Here is a 23,236-nt window from a genome sequence, read left to right as displayed (position 1 = left end):
TCATTGTGTTTTATAATTTTTACTTGTATAATTTAATAACGTAAAAAAGACGATGGTATATTGATACTTGAAAGGATATACGTATGAAATCTGCACTTAAAGTTATTAAAGAACAAATAGATCATTTTTATTTGCTTAGAAGGCTTTCCATTTATGAACTAAAGAGTAAGAATAAAAATAACTATTTAGGCATTCTTTGGGAAATATTAAATCCAGCTATTCAAATTGTTATTTATTGGTTTGTATTTACAACACTTAGAAGTAGAGAAGATGTCCCCTTAAGCGATGGACAAGAGGTTGACTTTTTTAGCTGGCTATTAGCGGCGTTCTTTCTTTGGATCTTTTTTTATCAGGGAACAATACAGGGATCGAAATCTATCTACTCGCGATTGAAGATGTTATCTAAAATGAACTTTCCTATGAGTATTATTCCTGGGTATGTAATTTTTTCGCAGTTTTATGTTCACCTTGTCATGCTCGGAATATCAATTATCTTATTAAACTTTATTGGATATTACGCTTCAATATATTATCTGCAATTGATTTATTATATCTTTGCAGCAATCGCTTTAATATTTGCTCTATCCTTAATAACGTCGACACTATCAACAATTATTAGAGATGTTCATATGTTGCTTAATTCAGTACTTCGAATGTTTCTTTATATATCGGGTGTCTTGTGGCCACTCAGTATGGTAGGAGATGAGTTTGCAGAGGTATTAACTATTTTAAAATTAAATCCACTTTATTATCTCATCGAGGGATATCGAGCTGCTTTATTTGGTACGGAATGGTATTTTATAACTCAATGGGAGTATACTTTAGTGTTCTGGGGAATTGTTATTGTATTGTTCCTATTCGGATCTATGCTCCATGTAAAATTCCGTCGACATTTTATTGATTACTTATAAAGGCTTGTGATGACAATGAAAAAAGCGATTATCGCCAAAAATATTTCAAAGAAATATAAATTATATAACGGTACAAAAGAACGGCTATTAGATTTAATTACCCCAAAAAGTTATGGTGAAGATTTTTATGCGCTTACTGACGTTAATTTTGAAGCTGAAAAAGGGGATATTGTAGGGTTTGTAGGAATTAATGGTTCTGGTAAATCTACATTATCTAATATTATAGCAGGTATTGTCCCTGAGACAAAAGGAAGTGTAGAAATCAATGGTCAGGCTGCATTAATTGCAGTTGCTGCTGGCTTGAAAAATGATCTTACAGGTAGAGATAATATTGAATTGAAGTTGCTTATGTTAGGGTTTACTAAAGAAGAAATAAGGGGACTAGAACCTGAGATTATTGAATTCGCAGAGTTGGAGAAGTTTATTGATCAACCTGTTAAATCATATTCAAGTGGGATGAAGTCTAGGCTTGGCTTTGCTATTTCTGTTAATATTAACCCAGATATCTTAATTATAGATGAGGCATTATCTGTTGGAGATAAGGCTTTTGCTGAAAAAAGTTTGAATAAGATGAAAGAATTTAAAGAAAAAGGGAAGACAATGATTTTTGTTAGTCATTCCATAGGGCAAATGAAACAGTTCTGTGAGAAAATTCTTTGGTTAGAATACGGAATGGTAAAAGACTTTGGTACAGTTGAAGAAGTAATTCCTAAGTATGAAAAGTTTCTAAAGGAATTTAAAAAAATGTCAAAAAAAGAGCGAAAATCATATCGAGAAGAAGCATTTAAGAGGCAGCAAGAAGCACTTCTGTTAGATAGACAGAATAATTAATAGATAAAAGAGGAAAAATTTCCTCTTTTATTTTTTTAAATAAGTTTGTAAATTTAGTGTAAATTTTTAGAATTTAATTTATAATTTAATTATAAAGTGTTTTTTGTTTATTAATGAGGAGGGGAGCCATGAAGCAATTTAGCTTTATCTTGTTATCAGGTGGAGTTGGTAAGAGGATGCAATTAAATACTCCAAAACAATTCTTATTATTAGCAGGTAAGCCAATATTTATCCATGTATTAGAAAAAATCGATAATATTTCGGAAATTAAAGAGATTATTATTCCATGTCCTACTAATTTTATACATAAAACTCAGCAAATAATAAGTGATTATCGATTTACGAAGCCAATATTTTGTGTTGAAGGTGGAGAAAGTAGGCAAGAGTCTGTTTATAAAGGATTAAAGAAAGCTTCATACGAAAATACCATAATTCATGAATCCGTCCGACCATTTGTAACGCCTGATACATTTAAGAAATTAATTCACGCAAATAATGAAAGCGCTATCTTAGGTCTGGATATACCTTTTACGGTGTTAAATGGAAAATCAATTGTGGAAGGTATTTTAAAACGTGAAGAATTAATTAATGTACAACTGCCACATAAATACAATACAAAAAAAATATTATACGCACATGAGTGTGCAAGAGAAGATGAATTACATTTTACAGAGGATGCAGGTTTATATTTCCATTATTTTAATTCAGAAATTTCGATACTAAAAGGCTCTGAATACAACATTAAGATCACAAAACCGATAGATCGAATTATTGCAGAGGCAATTCATAAGGAAACTATTTTATTGGGGGATTATTAATGTCAAAAACATGTATTATAACTGGAGCAAGTAGAGGTATAGGAAGAGCAATTGCAATCGCTTTGAGTTCTCAAAATGATATAAAGAATTTCATTTTATTATCCAGAACAGAAGAAGGTTTGAAAGAAACGGTAAGTCTAATGAGCAGTGGGAAAAATATTGTCTATTATCCAATTGATCTAACTAATTATTATGAGGTTCATAATTTAATTGATAATTTAGGAGAAAAATATAAAACTGTCGATATGTTGATAAATGTTGCAGGATATGCCAATCCTAAATCATTATTAGAAACTTCTGTAGAAGATTGGGAAAAAACATATCAAATAAATGTTCATTCGGTATTTAATATTACTAAGGAAGTCGTTAAGTTTATGAAGAAAACAGGAGGGAAGATATTAAATGTAGCTTCAACTGCAGGCAGTTCTGCACGCCCAGGTTGGCTATCATATGCTTCTTCTAAAGCTGCATTAATAAATATGTCTGATACGTTATCGGCGGAATTATCTGATTATGGCATTCTGGTTTATTGCATATCTCCTGGTAGATGTGCTACTGAACTGAGAAGAGTGTTAGCACCAGATGAGGATCCTAGTACGATAATGCAACCAGAGCATGTTGGAGAAGTTGTCTTTCAATTGTTAGCAGATAATGAAACTTGTCTTGACGGTCAAAATATTGTAGTTAGAAAACAGATTGCAAAGAAAAATGCAAAAGAGACATCGAGAAAACAGATGATATAACTATAAAAAATAGAGGCGAGCTGCATGGAATATAAAGATATATTAATTATTTCTTTATTGCTACTAATCTTGATTTCTATAAATAGCAAAAAAGTTAAGAAGTTAAGACTAATAGGAAAGAGATCCATTATTATTACTATACATTTTATCTCAAGGTTCTTTCCTAAACAGCAAAATTTGGTTGTTTTTGGAGGAGAAAACGGTCAAGGGTTTAGAGGTAACACTAAATATTTATTTTTGGAGATGTCAAAATATCCTAAATTAAAATGTGTCTGGATAACTAGCAACCAAAAAGTTGTAAAAAAACTAGAGAGTTATGGTTATTTAACATATAAAAAACATTCATTAAAAGGAATATTTTATCAACTTCGTGCTAAATTAGTCATTCACTCTCATTCCATAAATGATGATTTTAGTAAATCTTTTTTAGGTGGAGCAATATCCTATAATACCTGGCATGGGGTTGGATTAAAAAAAGTATGGGGAGCAAATAAAAACACGTTTACTTACAAAGTTTTAAACGATAAAAGCTGGTTAAAACGTTTCTTTGGAAAATTTGTAGTGAAAACGAATCAAGCAAGGAAAAATTACATAGTATCGACTAGTGATCACGTATCTTCCTATTATCCGCATACATTTTTAGTGCCAAAGGGAAATATTTTACAACTCGGTCAGGTAAGAAATGATGTTTTTTTTAACGAATCTGAAGAAGATACACAAATTCCAGATTGGATTAAAACTAATAAAATTATCTTGTATATGCCAACTCATCGTAATTTTGGGAAATTAGAGATGGATATTAATATAGTTTTTGACTTTCAAAAGCTTAATAATTTTTGTGAGCAAACGGGATATACTTTTCTTGTAAAACGACATATGTATAGTCATGGACAGCTACCAACAATTTATGACCATATCATTGATATAAGTGAAGAAGATTATGATCCACAATTATTACTTAAGTATACGGATATTCTGCTAACTGATTATTCAAGTTGCTATACTGATTACTTGTTACTAGATCGTCCAGTACTATTTTTCTCTTATGATTTAAACCAATATTTGCAGAAATCTAATCAGATGTATTTTAACTACTTTGATGTAACTCCTGGACCTAAATCACAGACCTTTGAAGAGCTTTTAATAGAATTAGAGAAGGCTGTTTATGAACCAGAACTATATTCTGAAGAGAGGAAAAGGGTTTTAAACATTTTCTATTCGAAAGATAATCAAGTACCTGTATTGCATAAACAGGTAAACTATATTTATTCCAATATACTAAAATTAAAGTAAGGGGTAGGTATCTAATATGAATTTATTAAGACTAGTACCTACTATTATTATAAAGTATTTTATAAGATCGATACATATGTTCTATTGCCTTCTATTTCCACTAAATAAGAATAAAGTTACATTTGCTTCTTATCGATCGAATAAAATTAAGGATAATTTAGCTTTTGTAAATAGAGAAATAAGAGAGAATTATCCATCAATAAAAAGAAAACTTCTTTTCAAGAAATTTGAAAGCACCTTAAAAGGAAAGATTAAATATATCTTCCATATGATAAGAGCCTGTTATCATTTGGCTACTTCAAAATATTTCATTATAGATGACTATTATTATCCTATATATGTGATTAAACCTAGAAAAGGTATTGAGATTATTCAGTTATGGCATAGTGCTGGTGCATTTAAAAAATTTGGTTATAGTACAATTGGTAAATCGTTTGGTCCTAGTAAAGAGTATTTAAAGCACATTCCGATTCACAGTAACTATTCTAAGGTATACGTTAGTTCGACAGAGGTCATTCCCTATTTTGCAGAGGCTTTTAACATGCCAAAAGAAAAAATATATCCTTTTGGAATTCCTCGTACGGATTATTTTTATTCGGATTACGAGCTTAATGGATTAATTAAAAAACTTTATGAAAGTTATCCAGAATTGAAAGGGAAAATATTGCTACTATATGCACCGACTTTTAGGGGGAAAAGTCATTATCAAGAGAAATTTGAGATACCATTTAATATTTCTTTATTACAAGAGTATCTAGGAGATTCTCATGCGCTTTTAATACATTTACACCCGTACATGGTTTATAAGGAATTAGACACAATTCATCAAGATTTTATTTACATGATGAAAAATGAGTTTCCCATCCAAGAATTATTAGTGCTATCAGATATTTTAATAACAGATTATTCCACAGTAGTTTTTGATTATAGTTTATTAAACAAGCCCATGATTTTCTATGCATATGACTTAGAAATCTATACAAAAGAAAGAGATTTTTACTATGAATACCAATCATTAGTGCCGGGGCCAATCGTAGATGAAACGATGTCATTAATAGATATAATAAAACAACGGAAATATAATTATCATCAAATAGAAGTATTCAAAGACCGTTTTTTTAAATATCAAGATGGTAAATCTACAAAACGAATTGTTGGTCATATCTTTCATTCTTAAAAACAAGCAACTGATCCTTTAGAAAGTCAGTTGCTTGTTTTCTTAGATAGAAAATATTTCTGGATTATTTGAAAATACACCGTCTACACCGTAATTTACTAACTCTCGGTAACGCTCCTTGTGATTAACAGTATAAGGGTAGACCTTATAGCCTCTATTATGACAATTTTCTATAAAACTTTTATCCGTATAAACATTATTTGGATGGATACTGGTAATGGTTAATCCGCTTTGTGATGCATAGTCCCAAGGATTAAGAATTCGATAGTAAAATAGCATACCCAAAGGGATGTTTGGAACCATTTCCTGTATCTTCTTTAAGGCAAGGTGATCAAATGATGAGATAAGCACATTATCAAAGCGGTTATGGTGAGAGAGACAACGAATTAATCTTTCTTCAATTCCATTATAAATAACAGGAATGTTTTTAATTTCAATATTTAAAAAAATATCTCTTGGACAATGATTTAATACTTCATCTAGGGTTGGAATCGTAATCCCTGTGTAATTTCCATTAAATGATGAGCCGATATCAATTTGTTTTAGTTCCTCTAACGTTAAATCGATGATTCGTTGATTTGCTGATGAATTGTATTTCGTTAGTTTATGATCATGGCAGACAACAAGATGATGATCCTTGGTGAGCTGGACATCTAATTCAATTGCCCGTGTCCCATGAGCAATTGCTTTCTTAAATGAGGGCACCGTATTCTCGGGCGCCTCTGTCATCGATCCTCTATGTGCAAAATTTAATGTCATTCACCCATCTCCTTTCGCTCAATAATGAAATTATAACATAACATATGGTCTTACTAGTCTATTTGCTATATTTATAAAGGATCGTTTTTATAATCCATCTAATGATCGTCAAGTTATAAATGAAAAATAAAATGAACGCTAAACCACTAAGAATCCATAAACCGAGTGAATCAATAAAAAATGGGGCAAGGATGGAAACAAATAATAGTGGAAATAAGATAGCCATATCTCTGAGGTTCACATGTATCGTAAAATAAGGCTTGCACGTAAAAACCCGAATGATCCAAGTGATAAAAAAAGCAATTAAGGTTGACCAAGCCGCTGCGTACAAACCGATGGAGCTAATGAATAGAATATGTACAAGGATATTTACAAACGCACCGACGATTGACGTCACAAAGATCACCTTGGTCTTTTTTGCTCCATGAAAACCAGCGCTCCAAAACAGCGAAAAAGCACTAAACATGGTTCCTACTAATAATAGGCCCGTATATTGCCATGATTCAAAGAATTTTTCAGAAATAAATATAGAAAAGATTGGCTTTGTAAGTAGTGTAATACAGATAACGGATGTTACTAGTAATCGAAAAAAATGTTGGAATACGTTGCTATAGTAATTATTCTTATCCGTTTCATTGAAGTGGAGAATGGCACTATCTTTCCACGCTAGGTTAAATACAGTGTTTATCATCATAATCATTGCAGGAATTTGATTAGCTATAGCATATAGACCATTAAATTCTAATCCTAAATAACCTACAATAATAAAGCGATCCGAAGCATTCATAATCCACCAACTTATTGCCCCAGGAATAATAGGTATCGCGTAGGTTAAAAATGATTTAATTAACGTATGTGAATAGGAATTGAATGATATATATTGATGAAAGCGCATAACGGTCCATGCTGTAATGATCGCTATCATATTAGCTAGGATATATGCATAGAAGAATGCTTCAATTCGCATTTGGAACCCAAATATTAACCAAATAATTAATAGAATATATATAGTCGTTTGTAATAATCCAATCGAAGCAAATAACGTATTAAATCCTAAGCCTCTCGCGCATTGCTGCATATAGCTGTTAACGATGACCAAATTGATTAGTGTTAACATTAGCAGACCATATGGAATAGGGATTAAAGCTAGGCATATTAAAGCAATGATTGTGAAAACAATTAGATTACGAGCTAATGCAAGGACGCCACTGGTAATAATGATCATTTGCTTCCCTTGTTCCTTTTCTACAATTAACCAACGATAAACAGCTGAAACTAATTCGAAGCTGATAATTGGAGCTAACAAACTGGAAGTAGTTAGAACTAAATCCCATGTACCATATTCATCTGTCGTGAAATAATGTGTATAAACTGGTAGCATGAAAAACACAAGTGCCTTCGAACCAAAAGTAGCAATGCTATATAGTATTGTATCTTTTGCTAGCTTTTCTCCTTTGGCCATTCTCTACAGTCCTTTAGGTTTTTGTTTTTAAATATATATCTAGTTTAAGAAATTGTTTTTCAGACTCGATGATTTGGTTTGTTATATCAACCATATTGCCATGAATACTTTGAAAAACAGTTTCAGCTTTTAAGGTATTCAGTGTATAAAAGGAAGCGTAGTTACCTTGGAAGTTTATATCTTTCATAATATTTGTCATCTTACTGCTATACACAATAGGGAATACGGGTTTTCTAAATATCCACCCTAAAATCATGGAATGGAACCTTGTGGCAACGATAAAAGCTGCAGAGGCAATCCGTTCCAGTGCCTCATCTAGATTATGCTTATAATAAAAAGTATGAATATGGCTTCGAGCACCTACAGATATAGATTGGGTAATTGCTTCTATAGCCTCGTTATCTTTTTCATAACTACAAAAGGACATTAAGGTTACAGTGTATCCTTGTTCAATAAAATAAAGAGCTATTTCGCGTATTTTCTTGTAATAGATTGCGTCATAGTCGCGTAAGGCTTTTCTAATCGATGGCTTAATCACAGAAATTATAACTGACGAAGGATCTGTTTCTGCTCTAATTGTTTCTAATTGAAATGCCATATCAGTAGCAACTCTGACATTGGGCAGGTCTTTAAATAATGTGTATGAGTATTGGTCACGAAAGCATATATCCGTAAACTGTTGAAATAAATGATGATACGCTTTTAAAAAAGCCTGCTCTGAAAAAGGGCCGAAATTGGCACCTAAAAGAAAGAAAGGCTTGCTATTTATATGCATTTCCTGTACATTTTTTAGTTCCTTTTTCCAGCTATCACCTTGAATAAACAAAGATCCACCTACATAAACAATTGCATCGCAGTTACGGCTCAAATAAGTATAAAAAAGCTTTCTCTGGTCTAGCTTTGTTGTCATTAGATTTGTTCCACGAAAAAGTACAGAATCACGTCTAATAATTTTTAGGTTTTTTTGACTTGAGAAGGTTTGACTGTAATTATGGGGTGCTAATAAATGGAAGATAGTATTTGGATACCTTTCACAGAGAATTTTTATGAATAAGTCATCGCCTAAATTATATTGCGAATAGGCATAAAGCATAACGTTCTTCATTTATAACCTTCTCCTTTAACTGTGTATTTCTAAATGGATCAATCTAAAGCGTGGTGATTATTCATGCTTGAACTTCTTCAATAAAGTAGTGAGAATGCGTTGTTGCTCTTGTAAATACGGCTTCATTCGAAAAAAAGCATACAAGCCATAGCTAGCTTTGCACCGCAGTAATGTTCTTACTAATCGTTTTTGATAGGTACCTCTAAAGTGTTGTATGTCTATGTTTTGTTTTGCAGCATTAAGTATGTCATTCATCTTTTCAAATGTTTTACTACGAGGTAAAGGATTATCAGGATGAAAAAGGTTTGTTAATGCATTTATAATACTATTTGCGTATATTTCTCCGAGTTTCTGTTCATTTGTCAGATTTAGAGCATTTCTTTCCCTTAAAAAGCGAGTTACTTCCTCTAGTAAGCGTTGTTGTTCTTCTAGATAGTTATTACGAAATCCTCTTGATAGAGAGTGTTCATTATCTGTAACATATTTATAAAGAGGATCATTATTAATATAGATATGCTTACAATGACGTAAATAACTTAAGTTGAATAATAGATCCTCCCCTATCGAAAGGCTATTTGTAAACGTAATTTGATAACGATTAATTACATCAGCCAAATATAATTTATTGCATGGAGAAGGGATAATAACACGTTTATATAGGTCTCCAAAGTGGGTTAAATAGGTATCTTCTTTAAACATGCCCTCTATGCTAGAAGTATATTTTTTAATTCCCCTTGTAGAAATTGCTTCATATCCACAAATAACAAGCTCACAATTAATGTTAGTATTCATAATGTTTACAAGTTTTTTCGTCATCATAGAGTCGAGATAATCATCAGCATCTACAAATTGAATGTATATTCCGTTTGCCTTTTTGATACCAGCATTTCTTGCTGCTGATACACCGGAATTTTTTTGATGAATAACGTGAATCGCTGGATAAACCTCAGCTAATTTATTGCATAATTCTTTACTGTTATCTGTAGATCCATCGTTTATTAGAATAATTTCAATGGAGTTGTATGTTTGTCCCAGAATGCTCTGCACACATGTGGTAAGGGATTTTTCTGCATTATAAACAGGAATAATAAAGCTTACCAGCTTAGGTACGTTCATAAAGATCGACTCCTAAAAGCATAAGTGGAATTGATAGGTAGGTCATCACCGAGGGTGCAAATAGTACATGACCAGCTAAAAAAGCTATTCCAAGGCTTAGACCTAGTATGGCTAATAAAAAAATATTCTCGATATGTAAGCGGGTGAATGAAGGTAGCAATTGCTTCATTAAACCTATCATTGGTAAAGCTACCAGCATACTTCCAATAATTCCAAAACTAAAAAATAAATCAAAAAAATCCATCTCCACTAATTTTGGTTCTTTCTGGTAATCTCCTGCATAACCCAGTCCAAATAGTTTTCTTAAAATATCTGCGTGTAAATAATTGGTTTTTACATCAGCGAAGAATACATCTCTTGAGCTAAGAACCTTTTTTAAGATAATGGCATACTTTGAGGAATATTCTTTTCCTTCATCTGTTTCCATTTCTGGATTATTTAGTTGTTGTTCGTTTCCAGTAATTGTATTGGAACCCATTGGAGAGTAAGGAATGAGGCAAACGAACAATAATAGAATAAGAAATAGGATAGTCGTGTGTTTATCCTTCCAAATCTGTAATTTAGCCCTCCACAAGCTATAGATAATATGAATGGCAATTAGGATTAAACCACCTAGATAAGCCGTTTTTGTACCTATCATTGGTAACATACTCAAGATGAGAATATATGCAATCCAATTCAAAAGTCGTTTATGTTGCAATAGGTTGATGATCATAATTGTAAAAAGAATAAGGGTAATAACACTTAATTCATTTGCTGAGAAAAACCAGCCAGAATGTCCAGATGAATCGTAGCGATAACTATCCATACTAGTATTGGTTATAATAGCTATCCAATATGTAATTCCCACAATGTAACTAACAATGGTTGTTGCACGATACAATGTATTTTTAGATAACCAATTGTATTGATTAATATAGATAATTGTAAAAAGAATGATTATGAAATAACTTGCCTTTAAATAGAAATTCAATTCGGCGAACCAAATAAAATTATCCTTTAGCATAGCATTCAACAAAAAACTAGTTACTAACCCTAAATAAGAAGCGATTAAAAGCATGAACAATTGCTTATGCTGACGGTAAAAAATAATGAACATTGAAATGAATAATGATGTCATTAGCAATGTCCTAATAAATGCACCGACTGATATTGGAAAGGTCGATGTTAAGGATGTTAACAGATCGATGACTGGCTGTAGGATAATAAAAATAAATAGTAATGTATTGATTTTTTTGGTATCCAATCTCATAGCATTGCTCCTGATCAGAAGTTTCTTTCCGTACAATTATTGACACGTTTTTTGTTTATATTCACGTGTGATAATAAATTTCTACGTTTTTGGATATATTAAAACTAGTAAGGCTATTCAATAGTTATCAAATATGAAAAACGGTAGCTCCTTCTCTGTTATCTATTTGCTTGCCCCTTTCTCTACCTTTTATAAGTAATTCTTAAAAAAGAAGTAGTTTCTACGTAAGATCTCAGCCCAAACGAATAAAATCCGGGCCCGATCGTATCAAATGGTAACGAGCTCTTTTTTACGAAAGGTAAAAAAGTATAGTTAGGGATCTGCTTTCAATTTTGCAACTGTTGAAACGACTAGTGGTATATGTGAAGGTGAATAACAATGAGAATATTGCATTTAAATGCGGGGAATGAGACTGGTGGAGGAATGCATCATATACTAGGATTAATGAACGAATTAAATAAAGAGGAGTTTATCCTTGGAGTTATGGAAGATGGAGAATTATTAAAGCGTGCAAACAATGCCGGTATAAGAACCATTTATTTCCCTTGTCATTCTAGATTTAGTATTCCATTGATGCAAAGGATAAAATCATATATACAGCAGGAGGATATTGGGTGTATACATACACATGGACCGAGGGCAAATGTATATGTAAACATCCTGAAAAAGATAATACCATTTCAATGGGTAGTAACCATTCATAGTAATCCATTTTTAGACTTCATGGAAAAAGGGATGTATGGTAAAGTACTCTGCAAGTTAAATCTTCATGCAGTTAGGAATGCTGATAAAATAATTGCTATTTCACAGCCTTTTAAAGACTGCTTGATGGATGCCAATATAGATTCAGAAAAAATTGTAACTACATTGAATGGAATTGATTTTAAAAAACGTGTCGAATCTTGTTACTGTAAACAAGATTTTGGTATACCTGAGGGCGATATTGTTTTCTTAATGGTGGCTAGGCTTGAGGAAGTAAAAGGTCATCGTATTGCTTTAGAAGCGTTTTGTGAGCTACTAAAGTCGTCTCAGAATTGTCATCTAATGTTAGCTGGGGATGGCAGTCTTCAACACGAATTAGAAAGAATGGTGGCTAATCTCGATTTAGAAAAGCATGTTCATTTTTTAGGTTATCGAAATGATATCGAGTATTTTTACCAATTAGCAGACGTAACGCTACTCACCTCACTAAGTGAAAGCTTTCCACTTGTTTTATTAGAGTCCGCAAAGGTCAAAACTCCAGTTATATCTACAGATGTTGGTGGTGTCGGAGAATTAGTTGTCGATAAATCTTTGGGCTGGAGAATTAAGCCTGGAAATACAAGGGAATTACTTGCTGCAATGAAAGATGCATTATTTTTTTATAATCAGGGTATGTTACCATTAATGGGAAGCAAGTTATATCATCATGCATCAACCAAATTTACATTGGAGATTCTTGCAGAAAACATTTATAATGTATATCAAAGCATGCAAGACATTAAATAATGCTATGATGCAAACAGTATTTTATAAAATGAGGTGGGCTAGATGCTGGAAATAGCTTTGTTAGCCTGTTTGACCCTGTTATTTTCACTTATTATTACTCCAATTACAATAAAGCTTTCAAAGAAATTTAATACCACTGATAAGCCGAATGCTCGCAAAGTACATAAAGAGCCAATCCCAACTTTAGGTGGTTTAGCAATTTTTATCAGCTTTTTACTAGGATTAACTATCTTACAGCCTGAAAGTAGTTATCATGTTGTAATTATAATAGGAGCATTTCTTATTATTTTATTGGGGTTTTTTGACGATATTACAGATTTATCTCCAAAATTTAAATTTATTGTTCAAGTTGGAATAGCTTGTTTTGTCGTTCTTGGTGGTGGTTTACATATTGAGTTCGTAAACCTTCCATTTGGAGGACAAATTGAGTTTGGATTTATGAGCTCTTTAATAACAGTTTTTTGGATTGTTGGCGTTACCAACGCGATTAATCTGATTGATGGTCTTGATGGGTTGGCAGCTGGTGTATCCGCAATTGCATTATTTACAATTGCAGGAATGGCAATATTGATGGGGGATGTATATGTAGCAACGATGGCGCTTGTACTTTTTTTTAGCACGGTTGGATTTCTTCGTTATAACTTCTATCCAGCTAAGATATTTATGGGGGATACTGGTGCATTATTTCTAGGCTATATGATATCGGTATTAGCGCTATTAGGATTTAAAAATGTAACGATTGTCTCCTTCGTTATACCCATTTTTATTCTGGCTGTTCCAATTTCAGACACTTTAATTGCAATAATACGCAGATATGTAAATAAAAAACCGTTATCTAGCCCCGATAGTTCACACCTACATCATCGATTATTACACATGGGGTTCTCTCATAAACATACGGTATTATTTATCTATAGCTTAAGTACAATGTTTAGTGTTGCAGCAATTTTATTTTCTATGACTACAGTGTGGGGGTCCATTTCTATATTTGTTGTAGCAATGCTAACTCTGCAAGTATTAATTGAAAATCTTGAATTAATAAGTAGTAACTATAAACCACTGACAAACTTCTTTAAAGCCTTAAGACATAAGCCATAAAAAACTTCTGGTTTTCATACCAGAAGTTTTTTATAGTCTAGAAAATTACACTATCGTTGCATTAAACAAAAACAAAAATGTCAAGTATTAATTAATTTCAAATAAATGTAATTAAAGGGAATTTATAGTCTTCAAAGATATAAAAAAATCCTTATAATTAGATGACAGAAGGTTCAAAGTCCTGTCCATACCCTAATTATAAGGAGTTCTCATGGACAAGAATAACACAAAATCAGTTTTTAAGGAATATATTCAACCAACAGAAATGAAAGTCATTTCTAAAATTATTGATCAGTTGAAGATTGATAAGTATGTTAAAAAACTAGATAGCCTCACCTTCACCAAATTATTTATTTATGCTCAATTGAAACAGTTATCAAGTCTTAAAGAGATTAGTTTCAAGGTACGGCACAAGAAAAAATTACAAAAAGAACTTGGGCTAAAAAGTATTAGTAAATCTCAACTTTCTCGAAAACTTTCTGATCTTCCTCCGGAGATCTTCCAGGCGATTCTGCGTCATTTAATCCAACAGATCCATCAGGAAATTGGGGAAGAAAAGGGAAGTGAATTACTTGAGAAAATCCATCTCATTGATTCAACGACCATTTCTTTTTGCCTTAGCCAGTATCGGTGGGCTGATTTTCGAAACACGAAAGCTGGAGTAAAAATTCATACTCGTGTAGTTTTTTGTGATGGGGAGGTTACCCCAGATAAAATCATTGTTACTCCTGCTAGACCAGCTGATCGAACCCAATTGGACGCATTGATGGTCACAGAGAAGGATGCCCTTCATGTGTTTGATAGAGGGTACTTTGATTTTCAAAAATTTGATGATTATTGTCAGAACAATATTCGCTTCTGTACTCGTATCAAGGAGAATACCATTATCCAAGTCATCGAAGAACTCCCTGTAGATCCGGAATCTACGATTCTTCGTGAGGCTGTGGTTAAACTGGGGAAAATGAAATTTCCAGTTCGCTTGATCGAAACACAAGATAGTCAAGGAAATCTTATTAGGATCATCATTAATGATGCGAAAATGAGTGCACAGGAAATCAGTGATCTTTACCGAAATCGCTGGCAAATAGAATTATTCTTTAAATGGATGAAACAACACTTAGTTTTCAAAAAGTGTTATGGAAAGAGCTCAAACGCCGTTTACAACCAAATTTACATAGCTATGATCACTTTCTGCTTAACTTTATTGATGAAGAAAAAAGTGTGTTATCAAGGATCACTTCTCGAAATGCTTGAATTTATTGGTGTATATTGGTCAAGCTGCTTCTCTACCTTTATAAAAGAACTGTTTAAAAAGCCAAATCGAACGTCGGATGGACGGAGGCGACTTGAACATGAGCGCATCTTTAATAACATACTAGAACAAATTAAACGAGAGGAGACCTGGTACTTAAATAATGATGTAACCTATGATCTTATCTTCTGATATGTAAAAATCTGGATAAGGGCTACCTTCAATTAGAACCCCCTTATCCTTTTGGCTCTATAAACCCTATATTCAAAAAACTGAATTTTTGAACAGTTATTAATTGGTATATTTTTGATAAATATTCCAGTTTTGCGCACTTGACTATTTTTAAAATTTTTTGTGCAACGCTAATGAGAAAATTACAAAATTTGCCCATGTGGATAAATATGGGGTGTGCTAGGTCGTATCCAGCTATAACGCCGAGAGACTAGGCGACTTCACGAATCGCTCTAATCTAAGTCAGCATCGGCTCCCAAGCTCGCCGTGTTTGTTGATTCGCTCCAGTCGCTACGTTTCTAATCGGGCGCTTAGCTTTTATTCTAAATAGTATTAGTAAGAGGTTTCCTCTGGTGATGTAGCCTCATTGGAATCTGTTACAGTATTCTGCGCAGGTAAATCTAGATGTTTTCTCAAGATTTCTTGTGTTTCCTGTAAAGCAACTTCATCTAACTGCCAATAATAGGTTTTACTTGGCTGATAGTCCTGTCCTTCTAGTGTGAGTGTCTCAAAATCAAGGTTTTTACCTTTTGTACCATAGGAGATAAAGCTTTTCATTTCACTAAAGGTCATGTTAGTTGTCATGTTACTTCCTACTGCCTCTATAACATTGTCAATTTTTAAAATAGAGTTAACGGATACGGCCTTTTTAATAACAGCTTTTATTATTTCTTGCTGTCTTTTCCCTCGTTCTATATCGTTATCCATTTTTCTTGTCCGTGCCAATGCTAATGCTTCTTCTCCGTCTAATTGCTGCTCACCTGGCAGTAAGTGAATAGCTCCAGCTTTGTCTTTTGAGTTTTGTTCCTTAAGTTCATAAGGAACATCCACAGTAATACCATCTACTGCATCAACAACTTCTATGAATGCTTCAAAGTTAACTTTGACATAATAGTCTATAGGAATACCTAATAAATTCTCAACTGTATCTCTTGTTGCTTGTGTACCCCCGTATGCATGAGCATGGTTGATTTTAGTTTTATAGCCTACTTCAGGAATATAAACATAAGAATCACGAGGAATGCTTACCAACTTAACACTTTTGTCATCTTTGTTTAAAGTAGCAACCATTAGTGTGTCGGTACGAGCATTGTCAGCATTGTTTCTAAGGTCGCTGGCATCCACACCCATAATTAATACTGAAACATTGTCCACATTGGGATCCACTTTACTTTCTCTAAGTTCTGATTTCTCTCTGCCATCATCTTCATAAGAATCATTTAAAACACTGTCTGCTTTTATATATAGATAAGAAGCATAACTCACTATTGTTAAAAAGGCTATTATTAGTGGTAACAATATGAAATATGCCCTTTTCTTTAACCTACGTTTTTTCTTTTTTCGAACAACTCTAGTACGCGTTGTTTTATTTGACATTCAGTATTCACCCTTAATTATTTAATAGAAAATTGTTCTATATAATGTTAATATAAAACAACATCATTAAAGATATGATAATTTTCTTGCTTTTTTTCAAAACTAAGTTTTATTTTACTACGAATATGTGTATTCGTAAATAATATTCATATTACAATTCTGTAAGGTCTATATTAATAGACGTTACTAGAGTGCGAAAGGTTGCATAAAATAATGAGTTTTAATAATACTGTTACCATAATGGGAATTCCCTTCTTAAATACAACAAGGAATGATTTCTTAAGAGATTATTTGGTTCCTCGATTAGATGAAGAGCAAAAGTGTTTTGTAGTAACAGCTAATCCAGAAATTGTCATGAAAGCAAGAGAGAATGATACATATCGACAAATTATTCGAACAGCAGACTATATCGTTCCTGATGGAGTTGGTATTTTAAAGGCAGCAAAGTTTCAGAAGCAACCATTGCAAGAACGTGTTACTGGTTATGATTTGACATTAGATCTTCTAAGTTATGCTAATGATCATGGTTTAAACTGCTATTTTTTAGGAGCAAAAGATGAAATAAATGCTAAAGCTGTATCGGAAGTGCAAAGAAGTTATCCCCATATTCAGATTGCAGGACATCATCATGGCTATATAGATATGGAAGATGAGACGTTCGCAGAATCTATACAAAATAGTGAACCAGATATTATATTTGTTGCCCTAGGCTCTCCTAAACAGGAACAATGGATTATGAAACATAAAGAGAAATTTTCAAAAGGGATATTCATTGGAATTGGTGGAGTATTTGATGTTTTGGCGGGAAAGGTTCCACGAGCCCCAAAGGCATGGATTAATTTAAATTTAGAATGGTTATACCGCTTACTAAAACAGCCATCTCGCTGGAAAAGAATTTTAAAAGCGGTGGAGTTTATGTTTCGAGTATATGTGAAAAAAGATTAACAAAATGCGTGAGCCTGGATCACGCATTTTATTAGTTAATCGTAGACTCATTCACTTCGTTAGATTCAGAGCTGAATTCAGAACTATTTACATCCGATATGGAGAGGTCGAGATGCGCTCTTAATTCTTTTTCGAGCTCGCTTCTGCTTTGTTCGTTTATTTGATAATACCATAATCCGTCATTCATTTTCCCCCCAGTACCTTCCAGACTCACAGAACTTAGAGAGAGATTTGTATTTATTCCATAACTTATAAAGCTTTTCATTTCACTAAAGGATAGGTTTGTCTTCATATTGTTGCCTACAGCGGTTATTAAATCATCAAGCTTTAGTATAGATGATGCTGAAGCAGCTTGCTTCACAATTGACTTTATAATTTCCTGTTGTCGCTTACCTCGTTCTATATCGTTATCATATTTCCTTGTCCTTGCCATCGCTAGTGCTTCTTCGCCATTTAACTCTTGAAGTCCCGGGAATAGATGAATGGCATTTTTGTTATCTTGTGAATCCATTTCAACAATTTCAAATGGGACATCATAATGAATGCCTCCTAATGAATTGACAACTTCTATAAAAGCTTCAAAATTTAGACGAACGTAGTAATCGACTGGTACATTCATTAAGCGTTCCACTGTATTAATTGCTTTTTTTGGTCCACCAAAAAAATGTGCATTATTGATTTTTGTATACCCATGGTCTGGAACATTTACATAGGAATCTCTCGGGATACTTAAAAGCTTTATACTTCCGCTTTCTTTGTTAAAGGTAGCCAAAATTAATGTATCCGATCTACTCTTTTCATTAAAACCCCGGTTTTCACTATCATCAACACCGATAATTAGTACGGATACATTATCCTCAATAGGATCTACAGACTCAGATCGTAAATCCGATTTTTCATTTTCTCTTCCAACTTTTTCAAAGGACTCATTTGCTGCATCTTTAGCGGTTGTATACAGATGGAGGCCGTAGGAAAGGACTGTGATTACAACTACGGAAAGGGGGATTCCTATGTATAATAATAGCTTCTTTCTATTTGTTTTCATTTTTTGCTTACGGATTGAAATCCGTGAGAAATTTTTATTTTTGTTAGACATACTATTTTCTCCTCGACAAACGTACTACATACTATTTTACTATTAAGTAATTAATCCGTAAATTAAAAAATATTCTAAAAAATTATTTAGCGAATAATGGCTATGCAGAAGGTGTTTATTAGAAGTGTTGCTTATGGTCTGATTCCATTTGTTAAAGTGCTTCAGGATAATAGTGTTATGCAATTAGTGGATAGGTTTGTATGGGGTATATGAATTATCAGCAAAGCTAGGAAATCAAAGCTAAACAAGACTTTTGATAGAATAGATTCAATCCGACATGTATGCACCAAACGGATTAGTATTCCCTAAGCTTTTCGATGCAAGACATGTCGTATTTACAATAATTCCATCATGAATGTTTACACGTTAATTATCTAACTTGAGTGAAGCAGTTTTAGTTTGTAATTGATCTGTAACGATTCTCTGTTTTCCTGATTCTAAACCCACAATTAAAATGATAGTTGAAATAATAAATAGCATAATAAGTGGAACTTGCCATCCATTTGTTAAATCATGTAATGCACCAATTAAAACTGGCCCTAAAGCTGCTAATAGATAACCAAACGATTGGGCCATCCCTGACATTTCCGCTGCCTGTTGGCCGTTTGATGTTCGAAGACTGAAGAACATCATCGAAAGACTAAAGGCACTTCCGCCAGCAATTCCTATAAAAATAACGGATATAACTAGTACAGGAATAATTCCAGAAAATAATCCTCCAATTCCTATCATAAATAGAATGGCAGTTATACTAGCTAATAGCTTTTGGTCATTCATTTGTTCTGCAATAACAGGAATAATAAACGTTACCGGGATAATAGCAAATTGCATAAGGAACAGCATCCAACCAGCGCTATCCGAACTAAAACCATGAGATTGTAATATTTCAGGAAGCCATGTAATTAGCGTATAAAATATTAACGATTGTAATCCCATGAATAATGTAATACACCATGCTAGTGTGGATTTCCAAATAGACCCCTCTGCTTGTGGTGTTGCACTTGTTGTAGGATCTGACTTGTTTTGTTTTTGTAACTGAGGAATCCAAAAAAGCAGGGCAATAAAGGAAAGTATCCCCCATACAGCCAGTGAGCCATGCCAGCCAATGTCTCCGATAGAAGAAATAGGAACACCTAAGCCAGATCCTAAAGCTCCAAATACGTTCATGAAGACAGCATATATCCCTGTCATTAATCCTATCTTAAGTGGAAAGTTCATTTTTATTAAGCCTGGTAGCAATACGTTTCCAATTGCGATAGCTAACCCAATAAGAATGGTTCCAGAAAATAAAAATATGGAACCAAATAGGGAGCGAATAATAATACCAATTGTTAATAGTGTGATAGAAATAAATATTGTCCATTCTATGCCGATTCTATTTGCTATTTTAGGAGCAAACGGTGATACAAGTGCAAAAGCAAGTAAAGGTAAAGTTGTAATTGTTCCAGCTAACGCATTACTAATTCCTAAATCGTCACGTATATAGGAAATTAGGGATCCAACAGAAGTTAATGGAGCTCTTAAGTTTGACCCAATCAAAATAATTCCAATTAAAAAAATCCAAGTATTGCGGTTTTCTTGTGTCTTTTCTAAAGTTAGTCTATTATTATTCAAAATTTTTCCTCCGAATCTATCATAACAACGGAACTAATCCGAAGTTTATTTCTAAAAAAGTGGTATACTGGAGCAACCTTGTCCTCTATTGCTCTTGAAATTCTGTGCATGCTTTATAATCTTTTTTTAAATTCATTAATATAAGCATCAACATACTTTGTAGCACCATCTATATCTTGATGTCGAATCGCGTCTAAAAGCTCGCTATGAATTTCCTTGTTATAATCGAATTGATTATCCATTAGCATAATATCGCGGATAGAGGAATATAACGGATCTGTCATATGTTCATATAAATCTTGTAGCAGCTTATTATTTGCAGCTCTTACCATATTTTTATGAAAAGTGATATCTGCTTTAATAAAATCCTCCATAGCACCTCGTTCAGCCGCATCCTGACACTGTTTAATACTTGCGTGCAGCTTGTTTATATCCTCTTCACTTCGGCGTTTTGCTGCCAACTGAGCTGCCTCTTTTTCTAAGGCTAATCTAACCTCTAACGTTTCTAGTAGATCAGATTTTTCGATGTAGCGATGCATTGCAGCTTCTAGGGAACTTGATGAACGGACAATCGTTCCGCTTCCTTGTTTTGTTTCTAATAAACCTGCGTGTACTAAAGCATGAATAGCTTCCCTTAATGTATTACGACTAACACCGAATTCTTCCATTAATTCCATTTCAGGTGGAACTTTATCACCAATAGACCAATGACCATTTTCAATTAAATTCTCCATTTGCGAAACAACTTGGTCGACTAACGATATGCGATTCGTTTTCTTAAGCATTCTTTACACTCCAAATTTGTAGGATGATTGGTACATAGGATATATTATCAGATCGTCATAAGTATGTAAATAAAAGCATCCTTTTATGTGCAGATAATAAAAAAATCAATTATCCTTTTTACCTGTTGATATTATTCAATTCACATTCTCCCAGCTGGTTAAGTGACCCTCTCTTTTCTCTATGTCTAATAAATAACGTCACATATTTTTCTTTTCCTTTCATGCCTCCTTCTTACTATTCCATACGAATGTAAGGATAGAAGGAGGTGAAGAAATATGGCAACGACACAAATAATGGACTCTTCATTATGGTTGGTATTTGACGGAGGCTTGGATGAGGTAACTGGAAAATCAATCGTTAAGACAAAGAGCTTTAATAACGTCAAACCTACAGCAAACGCAGAACAGCTATATACAATAGCACAAGCGATTGCTGGATTGCAGCAGCTTCCGCTTCATTCCGTTGAACGTAAGGATACCTCAGCCATTGAGCCAGTCTAAGGAAGAAGAAGGTAACTAAGTAAGAAGGGAGGGAATACGTTGAAAAAACTAGAATTGAAATTTGCGAATAAAGAAGGAAAGACAGTAACTTATTCGATTGATCACCCCATAGTACCTGCAGACCCAACTGCTGTTAACGCAGCTATGGATGAAATTCTCAAACAAAATGCATTTTCGTCAAGTGGCGGGGAGCTACTTTCTAAAAAGAGTGCTCGAATAGTAGAACGGATTGTTGAGGAGATAGATATTAATTAACGGCACCAATCCGTAAAGAGGAAGAGAGCTGTACCAAAAGACAGCTCTCTCTTTCTAAACAATGGGAATACACGCTCTTTTTCATGATCAGCCTCAGCCTATTGTGAATACAAAGGTGTCTTTAGTCGGTTGTTCTTCAAGCTGGAATCTAGGTGATGCCAGTTATTCTACACGAAGCTGTTTATAACAGCCATTTTTTAAACGTAGTCTAGGCTATATTTTAATTTTCATTTAACTAAAAAGGAGGCTATGGCTATGGATCCATGGATAGCTTTTATTACAGATGTTGGCTTTCCGATAGCTGTAACATTTTATCTATTGCATCGGATTGAAGGGAAATTAAATGTTTTAATCGATTCCATTCATGCATTGCCAGAGCGATTAAATTATAAATAACTGAAAAACTTCGGAGTCACCAGATTCCGGAGTTTTTCATTATCCCATTAAATAACTATGATAGTCCAATTTTCCTACTTACTAGTCACAGTATGTCGATTAATAAGCGAATCTAGTACTTTTTTAACTTAGAAAATAAAAGGTAATCACTTATAATTTTAAGGGGGTTTATCCTACATATAACTGCCAGTAAGCCCCCGACCTCAAGCAATAAAGAGAAGCTAACATTGGTAAGTGAGATCGACTACCAGTAAATGTTCGATTGCTTCAAAGGTCTTTAGGTTATACCCTAGTGGTACTAACAATTAGTGTGGGATAAACAAAACCCCCCAACTGCTTGAGGTTTTCATTTTATAATACCGAGTACCTGCTGCATTACGTTAAGCAGTTAATTGTCTTCAACATATGAAGACAGTATTATTTTTGTGAACCAAAGAAGAGAGGATTATGTAATTCATGAATGAAGAAGTAAAAATCGAACGTGCACCTATTGATAAGGCATTATCAGAGCTTCAAGCTACCATTCAAAACTTTGAAAAGTCCTATACAAGCATGAACAAAGAAGATAATACAGGTGTTATTCTGCATAAGCTTGAAGAAATTAAAAACACATTTGAGCAAATCAATTCTTCCTACCACGCTTTAAAACATAATAACTCAAAAGCTACGAATCAAGCTGTGGAAAAAATGCAAGGAATGGACCATACCCAATCGACTTCTATGTATTGAGA

23 protein-coding genes are annotated in these 23,236 nt (G+C 33.4%); 14 read left to right on the top strand and 9 right to left on the bottom strand.

Translation table 11 applies throughout. The features are described 5' to 3' along the window. Positions 1 to 83: 83 nt before the first annotated feature. The 6 genes from RVS70_RS12290 to RVS70_RS12265 all read left to right on the top strand — a co-directional run bounded on the left by RVS70_RS12290 (position 84) and on the right by RVS70_RS12265 (position 5,773). The gene (locus tag RVS70_RS12290) at positions 84 to 911 is read left to right on the top strand and encodes an ABC transporter permease (RefSeq protein WP_121603900.1); all 828 of its coding nucleotides are present in this window, start codon (positions 84 to 86) and stop codon (positions 909 to 911) included. Between the two features lie 15 nt (positions 912 to 926). Continuing rightward, complete coding sequence (tagH, locus tag RVS70_RS12285; RefSeq protein ID WP_121605790.1) at positions 927 to 1,742, top strand: teichoic acids export ABC transporter ATP-binding subunit TagH; 816 nt, start codon at positions 927 to 929, stop codon at positions 1,740 to 1,742. Positions 1,743 to 1,870: 128 nt separating this feature from the next. Next, positions 1,871 to 2,560, top strand: a complete 690-nt coding sequence (locus RVS70_RS12280) for an IspD/TarI family cytidylyltransferase (protein ID WP_226983559.1) — start codon at positions 1,871 to 1,873, stop codon at positions 2,558 to 2,560. After that, the gene (locus tag RVS70_RS12275) at positions 2,560 to 3,303 is read left to right on the top strand and encodes an SDR family oxidoreductase (RefSeq protein WP_121603898.1); all 744 of its coding nucleotides are present in this window, start codon (positions 2,560 to 2,562) and stop codon (positions 3,301 to 3,303) included. Before RVS70_RS12280 ends, RVS70_RS12275 begins: the two co-directional genes overlap by 1 nt. A 24-nt stretch (positions 3,304 to 3,327) precedes the next feature. Continuing rightward, positions 3,328 to 4,596, top strand: coding sequence for a CDP-glycerol glycerophosphotransferase family protein (locus RVS70_RS12270; protein WP_121603897.1), 1,269 nt, complete (start codon positions 3,328 to 3,330; stop codon positions 4,594 to 4,596). A 16-nt stretch (positions 4,597 to 4,612) separates the two neighbouring features. Then, positions 4,613 to 5,773: a CDP-glycerol glycerophosphotransferase family protein gene (locus tag RVS70_RS12265; RefSeq protein WP_121603896.1), complete on the top strand. Its 1,161-nt coding sequence runs from the start codon at positions 4,613 to 4,615 to the stop codon at positions 5,771 to 5,773. Between the two features lie 42 nt (positions 5,774 to 5,815). Here RVS70_RS12265 and RVS70_RS12260 read toward each other — a convergent pair whose 3' ends face one another. From RVS70_RS12260 to RVS70_RS12240, 5 genes are read right to left on the bottom strand one after another with little or no spacing between them, the layout of a single operon-like run. After that, the gene (locus RVS70_RS12260) at positions 5,816 to 6,532 is read right to left on the bottom strand and encodes a glycerophosphodiester phosphodiesterase (protein ID WP_121603895.1); all 717 of its coding nucleotides are present in this window, start codon (positions 6,530 to 6,532) and stop codon (positions 5,816 to 5,818) included. A 58-nt stretch (positions 6,533 to 6,590) separates the two neighbouring features. Continuing rightward, positions 6,591 to 7,994 (bottom strand): lipopolysaccharide biosynthesis protein, encoded by a 1,404-nt coding sequence (locus RVS70_RS12255; RefSeq protein ID WP_205389077.1) that lies wholly within the window; start codon positions 7,992 to 7,994, stop codon positions 6,591 to 6,593. Between the two features lie 13 nt (positions 7,995 to 8,007). Next, positions 8,008 to 9,099, bottom strand: coding sequence for a polysaccharide pyruvyl transferase family protein (locus tag RVS70_RS12250; protein ID WP_121603893.1), 1,092 nt, complete (start codon positions 9,097 to 9,099; stop codon positions 8,008 to 8,010). Between the two features lie 57 nt (positions 9,100 to 9,156). Further along, entirely contained in the window at positions 9,157 to 10,215 is a 1,059-nt protein-coding gene (locus tag RVS70_RS12245) for a glycosyltransferase (protein ID WP_121603892.1), read from the bottom strand. Then, positions 10,202 to 11,467, bottom strand: coding sequence for an O-antigen ligase family protein (locus tag RVS70_RS12240; protein ID WP_321133482.1), 1,266 nt, complete (start codon positions 11,465 to 11,467; stop codon positions 10,202 to 10,204). Before RVS70_RS12240 ends, RVS70_RS12245 begins: the two co-directional genes overlap by 14 nt. 378 nt (positions 11,468 to 11,845) lie before the next feature. Here RVS70_RS12240 and RVS70_RS12235 point away from each other — a divergent pair, with 378 nt between their 5' ends. The 3 genes from RVS70_RS12235 (at position 11,846) to RVS70_RS12225 (ending at position 15,497) form a co-directional block, all read left to right on the top strand. Next, a complete protein-coding gene (locus tag RVS70_RS12235; protein ID WP_321133480.1) occupies positions 11,846 to 12,955 on the top strand; it encodes a glycosyltransferase family 4 protein in 1,110 nt (369 codons plus the stop codon). Between the two features lie 42 nt (positions 12,956 to 12,997). Further along, the gene (locus RVS70_RS12230; RefSeq protein WP_205389074.1) at positions 12,998 to 14,053 is read left to right on the top strand and encodes a glycosyltransferase family 4 protein; all 1,056 of its coding nucleotides are present in this window, start codon (positions 12,998 to 13,000) and stop codon (positions 14,051 to 14,053) included. A gap of 211 nt (positions 14,054 to 14,264) precedes the next feature. Next, entirely contained in the window at positions 14,265 to 15,497 is a 1,233-nt protein-coding gene (locus tag RVS70_RS12225) for an IS4 family transposase (RefSeq protein ID WP_321133477.1), read from the top strand. A 372-nt stretch (positions 15,498 to 15,869) separates the two neighbouring features. Here the strand turns inward: RVS70_RS12225 and RVS70_RS12220 are convergent, their stop codons facing one another. Next, positions 15,870 to 16,913 carry an LCP family protein gene (locus RVS70_RS12220; RefSeq protein WP_121603886.1) on the bottom strand — a complete coding sequence of 348 codons (1,044 nt, stop codon included), beginning with the start codon at positions 16,911 to 16,913 and terminating at the stop codon, positions 15,870 to 15,872. 213 nt (positions 16,914 to 17,126) lie between these two features. Here RVS70_RS12220 and RVS70_RS12215 point away from each other — a divergent pair, with 213 nt between their 5' ends. After that, on the top strand, positions 17,127 to 17,858 hold the full coding sequence (locus tag RVS70_RS12215) for a WecB/TagA/CpsF family glycosyltransferase (protein WP_321133475.1): 732 nt from the start codon (positions 17,127 to 17,129) through the stop codon (positions 17,856 to 17,858). Positions 17,859 to 17,889: 31 nt separating this feature from the next. On the opposite strand, the gene RVS70_RS12210 is transcribed toward RVS70_RS12215, so the two are convergent. The 3 genes from RVS70_RS12210 to RVS70_RS12200 all read right to left on the bottom strand — a co-directional run bounded on the left by RVS70_RS12210 (position 17,890) and on the right by RVS70_RS12200 (position 21,353). Beyond that, the gene (locus RVS70_RS12210) at positions 17,890 to 18,954 is read right to left on the bottom strand and encodes an LCP family protein (RefSeq protein ID WP_121603884.1); all 1,065 of its coding nucleotides are present in this window, start codon (positions 18,952 to 18,954) and stop codon (positions 17,890 to 17,892) included. 366 nt (positions 18,955 to 19,320) lie between these two features. Then, positions 19,321 to 20,568, bottom strand: coding sequence for an MFS transporter (locus RVS70_RS12205; protein ID WP_321133473.1), 1,248 nt, complete (start codon positions 20,566 to 20,568; stop codon positions 19,321 to 19,323). A gap of 113 nt (positions 20,569 to 20,681) precedes the next feature. Next, positions 20,682 to 21,353, bottom strand: a complete 672-nt coding sequence (locus tag RVS70_RS12200) for a FadR/GntR family transcriptional regulator (protein ID WP_121603883.1) — start codon at positions 21,351 to 21,353, stop codon at positions 20,682 to 20,684. Positions 21,354 to 21,629: 276 nt separating this feature from the next. Here RVS70_RS12200 and RVS70_RS12195 point away from each other — a divergent pair, with 276 nt between their 5' ends. The 4 genes from RVS70_RS12195 (at position 21,630) to RVS70_RS12180 (ending at position 23,234) form a co-directional block, all read left to right on the top strand. Continuing rightward, entirely contained in the window at positions 21,630 to 21,854 is a 225-nt protein-coding gene (locus RVS70_RS12195) for a DUF1659 domain-containing protein (RefSeq protein ID WP_026680030.1), read from the top strand. 39 nt (positions 21,855 to 21,893) lie between these two features. After that, positions 21,894 to 22,109 carry a DUF2922 domain-containing protein gene (locus RVS70_RS12190; protein ID WP_026680031.1) on the top strand — a complete coding sequence of 72 codons (216 nt, stop codon included), beginning with the start codon at positions 21,894 to 21,896 and terminating at the stop codon, positions 22,107 to 22,109. Between the two features lie 255 nt (positions 22,110 to 22,364). Continuing rightward, a complete protein-coding gene (locus RVS70_RS12185) occupies positions 22,365 to 22,505 on the top strand; it encodes a YvrJ family protein (RefSeq protein WP_080668622.1) in 141 nt (46 codons plus the stop codon). A 456-nt stretch (positions 22,506 to 22,961) separates the two neighbouring features. Further along, positions 22,962 to 23,234 carry a DUF5344 family protein gene (locus RVS70_RS12180; RefSeq protein WP_026680032.1) on the top strand — a complete coding sequence of 91 codons (273 nt, stop codon included), beginning with the start codon at positions 22,962 to 22,964 and terminating at the stop codon, positions 23,232 to 23,234. Positions 23,235 to 23,236 lie beyond the last annotated feature (2 nt).

The sequence above is a fragment of the Virgibacillus sp. M23 genome, assembly GCF_034190895.1.
Taxonomy (GTDB): domain Bacteria; phylum Bacillota; class Bacilli; order Bacillales; family Amphibacillaceae; genus Virgibacillus; species Virgibacillus salarius.
Note: the sequence above shows the minus strand (reverse complement) of the source record. Positions and strands in the feature narration are given on the sequence as shown.

Excerpts from the sequence above, each read along its gene's own strand:
- RVS70_RS12290 (WP_121603900.1), top strand. The coding sequence starts at position 84 with ATGAAATCTGCACTTAAAGTTATTAAAGAACAAATAGATCATTTTTAT.
- tagH (WP_121605790.1), top strand. The coding sequence starts at position 927 with ATGAAAAAAGCGATTATCGCCAAAAATATTTCAAAGAAATATAAATTA.
- RVS70_RS12280 (WP_226983559.1), top strand. The coding sequence starts at position 1,871 with ATGAAGCAATTTAGCTTTATCTTGTTATCAGGTGGAGTTGGTAAGAGG.
- RVS70_RS12275 (WP_121603898.1), top strand. The coding sequence starts at position 2,560 with ATGTCAAAAACATGTATTATAACTGGAGCAAGTAGAGGTATAGGAAGA.
- RVS70_RS12270 (WP_121603897.1), top strand. The coding sequence starts at position 3,328 with ATGGAATATAAAGATATATTAATTATTTCTTTATTGCTACTAATCTTG.
- RVS70_RS12265 (WP_121603896.1), top strand. The coding sequence starts at position 4,613 with ATGAATTTATTAAGACTAGTACCTACTATTATTATAAAGTATTTTATA.
- RVS70_RS12260 (WP_121603895.1), bottom strand. The coding sequence starts at position 6,532 with ATGACATTAAATTTTGCACATAGAGGATCGATGACAGAGGCGCCCGAG.
- RVS70_RS12255 (WP_205389077.1), bottom strand. The coding sequence starts at position 7,994 with ATGGCCAAAGGAGAAAAGCTAGCAAAAGATACAATACTATATAGCATT.
- RVS70_RS12250 (WP_121603893.1), bottom strand. The coding sequence starts at position 9,099 with ATGAAGAACGTTATGCTTTATGCCTATTCGCAATATAATTTAGGCGAT.
- RVS70_RS12245 (WP_121603892.1), bottom strand. The coding sequence starts at position 10,215 with ATGAACGTACCTAAGCTGGTAAGCTTTATTATTCCTGTTTATAATGCA.
- RVS70_RS12240 (WP_321133482.1), bottom strand. The coding sequence starts at position 11,467 with ATGAGATTGGATACCAAAAAAATCAATACATTACTATTTATTTTTATT.
- RVS70_RS12235 (WP_321133480.1), top strand. The coding sequence starts at position 11,846 with ATGAGAATATTGCATTTAAATGCGGGGAATGAGACTGGTGGAGGAATG.
- RVS70_RS12230 (WP_205389074.1), top strand. The coding sequence starts at position 12,998 with ATGCTGGAAATAGCTTTGTTAGCCTGTTTGACCCTGTTATTTTCACTT.
- RVS70_RS12225 (WP_321133477.1), top strand. The coding sequence starts at position 14,265 with ATGGACAAGAATAACACAAAATCAGTTTTTAAGGAATATATTCAACCA.
- RVS70_RS12220 (WP_121603886.1), bottom strand. The coding sequence starts at position 16,913 with ATGTCAAATAAAACAACGCGTACTAGAGTTGTTCGAAAAAAGAAAAAA.
- RVS70_RS12215 (WP_321133475.1), top strand. The coding sequence starts at position 17,127 with ATGAGTTTTAATAATACTGTTACCATAATGGGAATTCCCTTCTTAAAT.
- RVS70_RS12210 (WP_121603884.1), bottom strand. The coding sequence starts at position 18,954 with ATGTCTAACAAAAATAAAAATTTCTCACGGATTTCAATCCGTAAGCAA.
- RVS70_RS12200 (WP_121603883.1), bottom strand. The coding sequence starts at position 21,353 with ATGCTTAAGAAAACGAATCGCATATCGTTAGTCGACCAAGTTGTTTCG.
- RVS70_RS12195 (WP_026680030.1), top strand. The coding sequence starts at position 21,630 with ATGGCAACGACACAAATAATGGACTCTTCATTATGGTTGGTATTTGAC.
- RVS70_RS12185 (WP_080668622.1), top strand. The coding sequence starts at position 22,365 with ATGGATCCATGGATAGCTTTTATTACAGATGTTGGCTTTCCGATAGCT.
- RVS70_RS12180 (WP_026680032.1), top strand. The coding sequence starts at position 22,962 with ATGAATGAAGAAGTAAAAATCGAACGTGCACCTATTGATAAGGCATTA.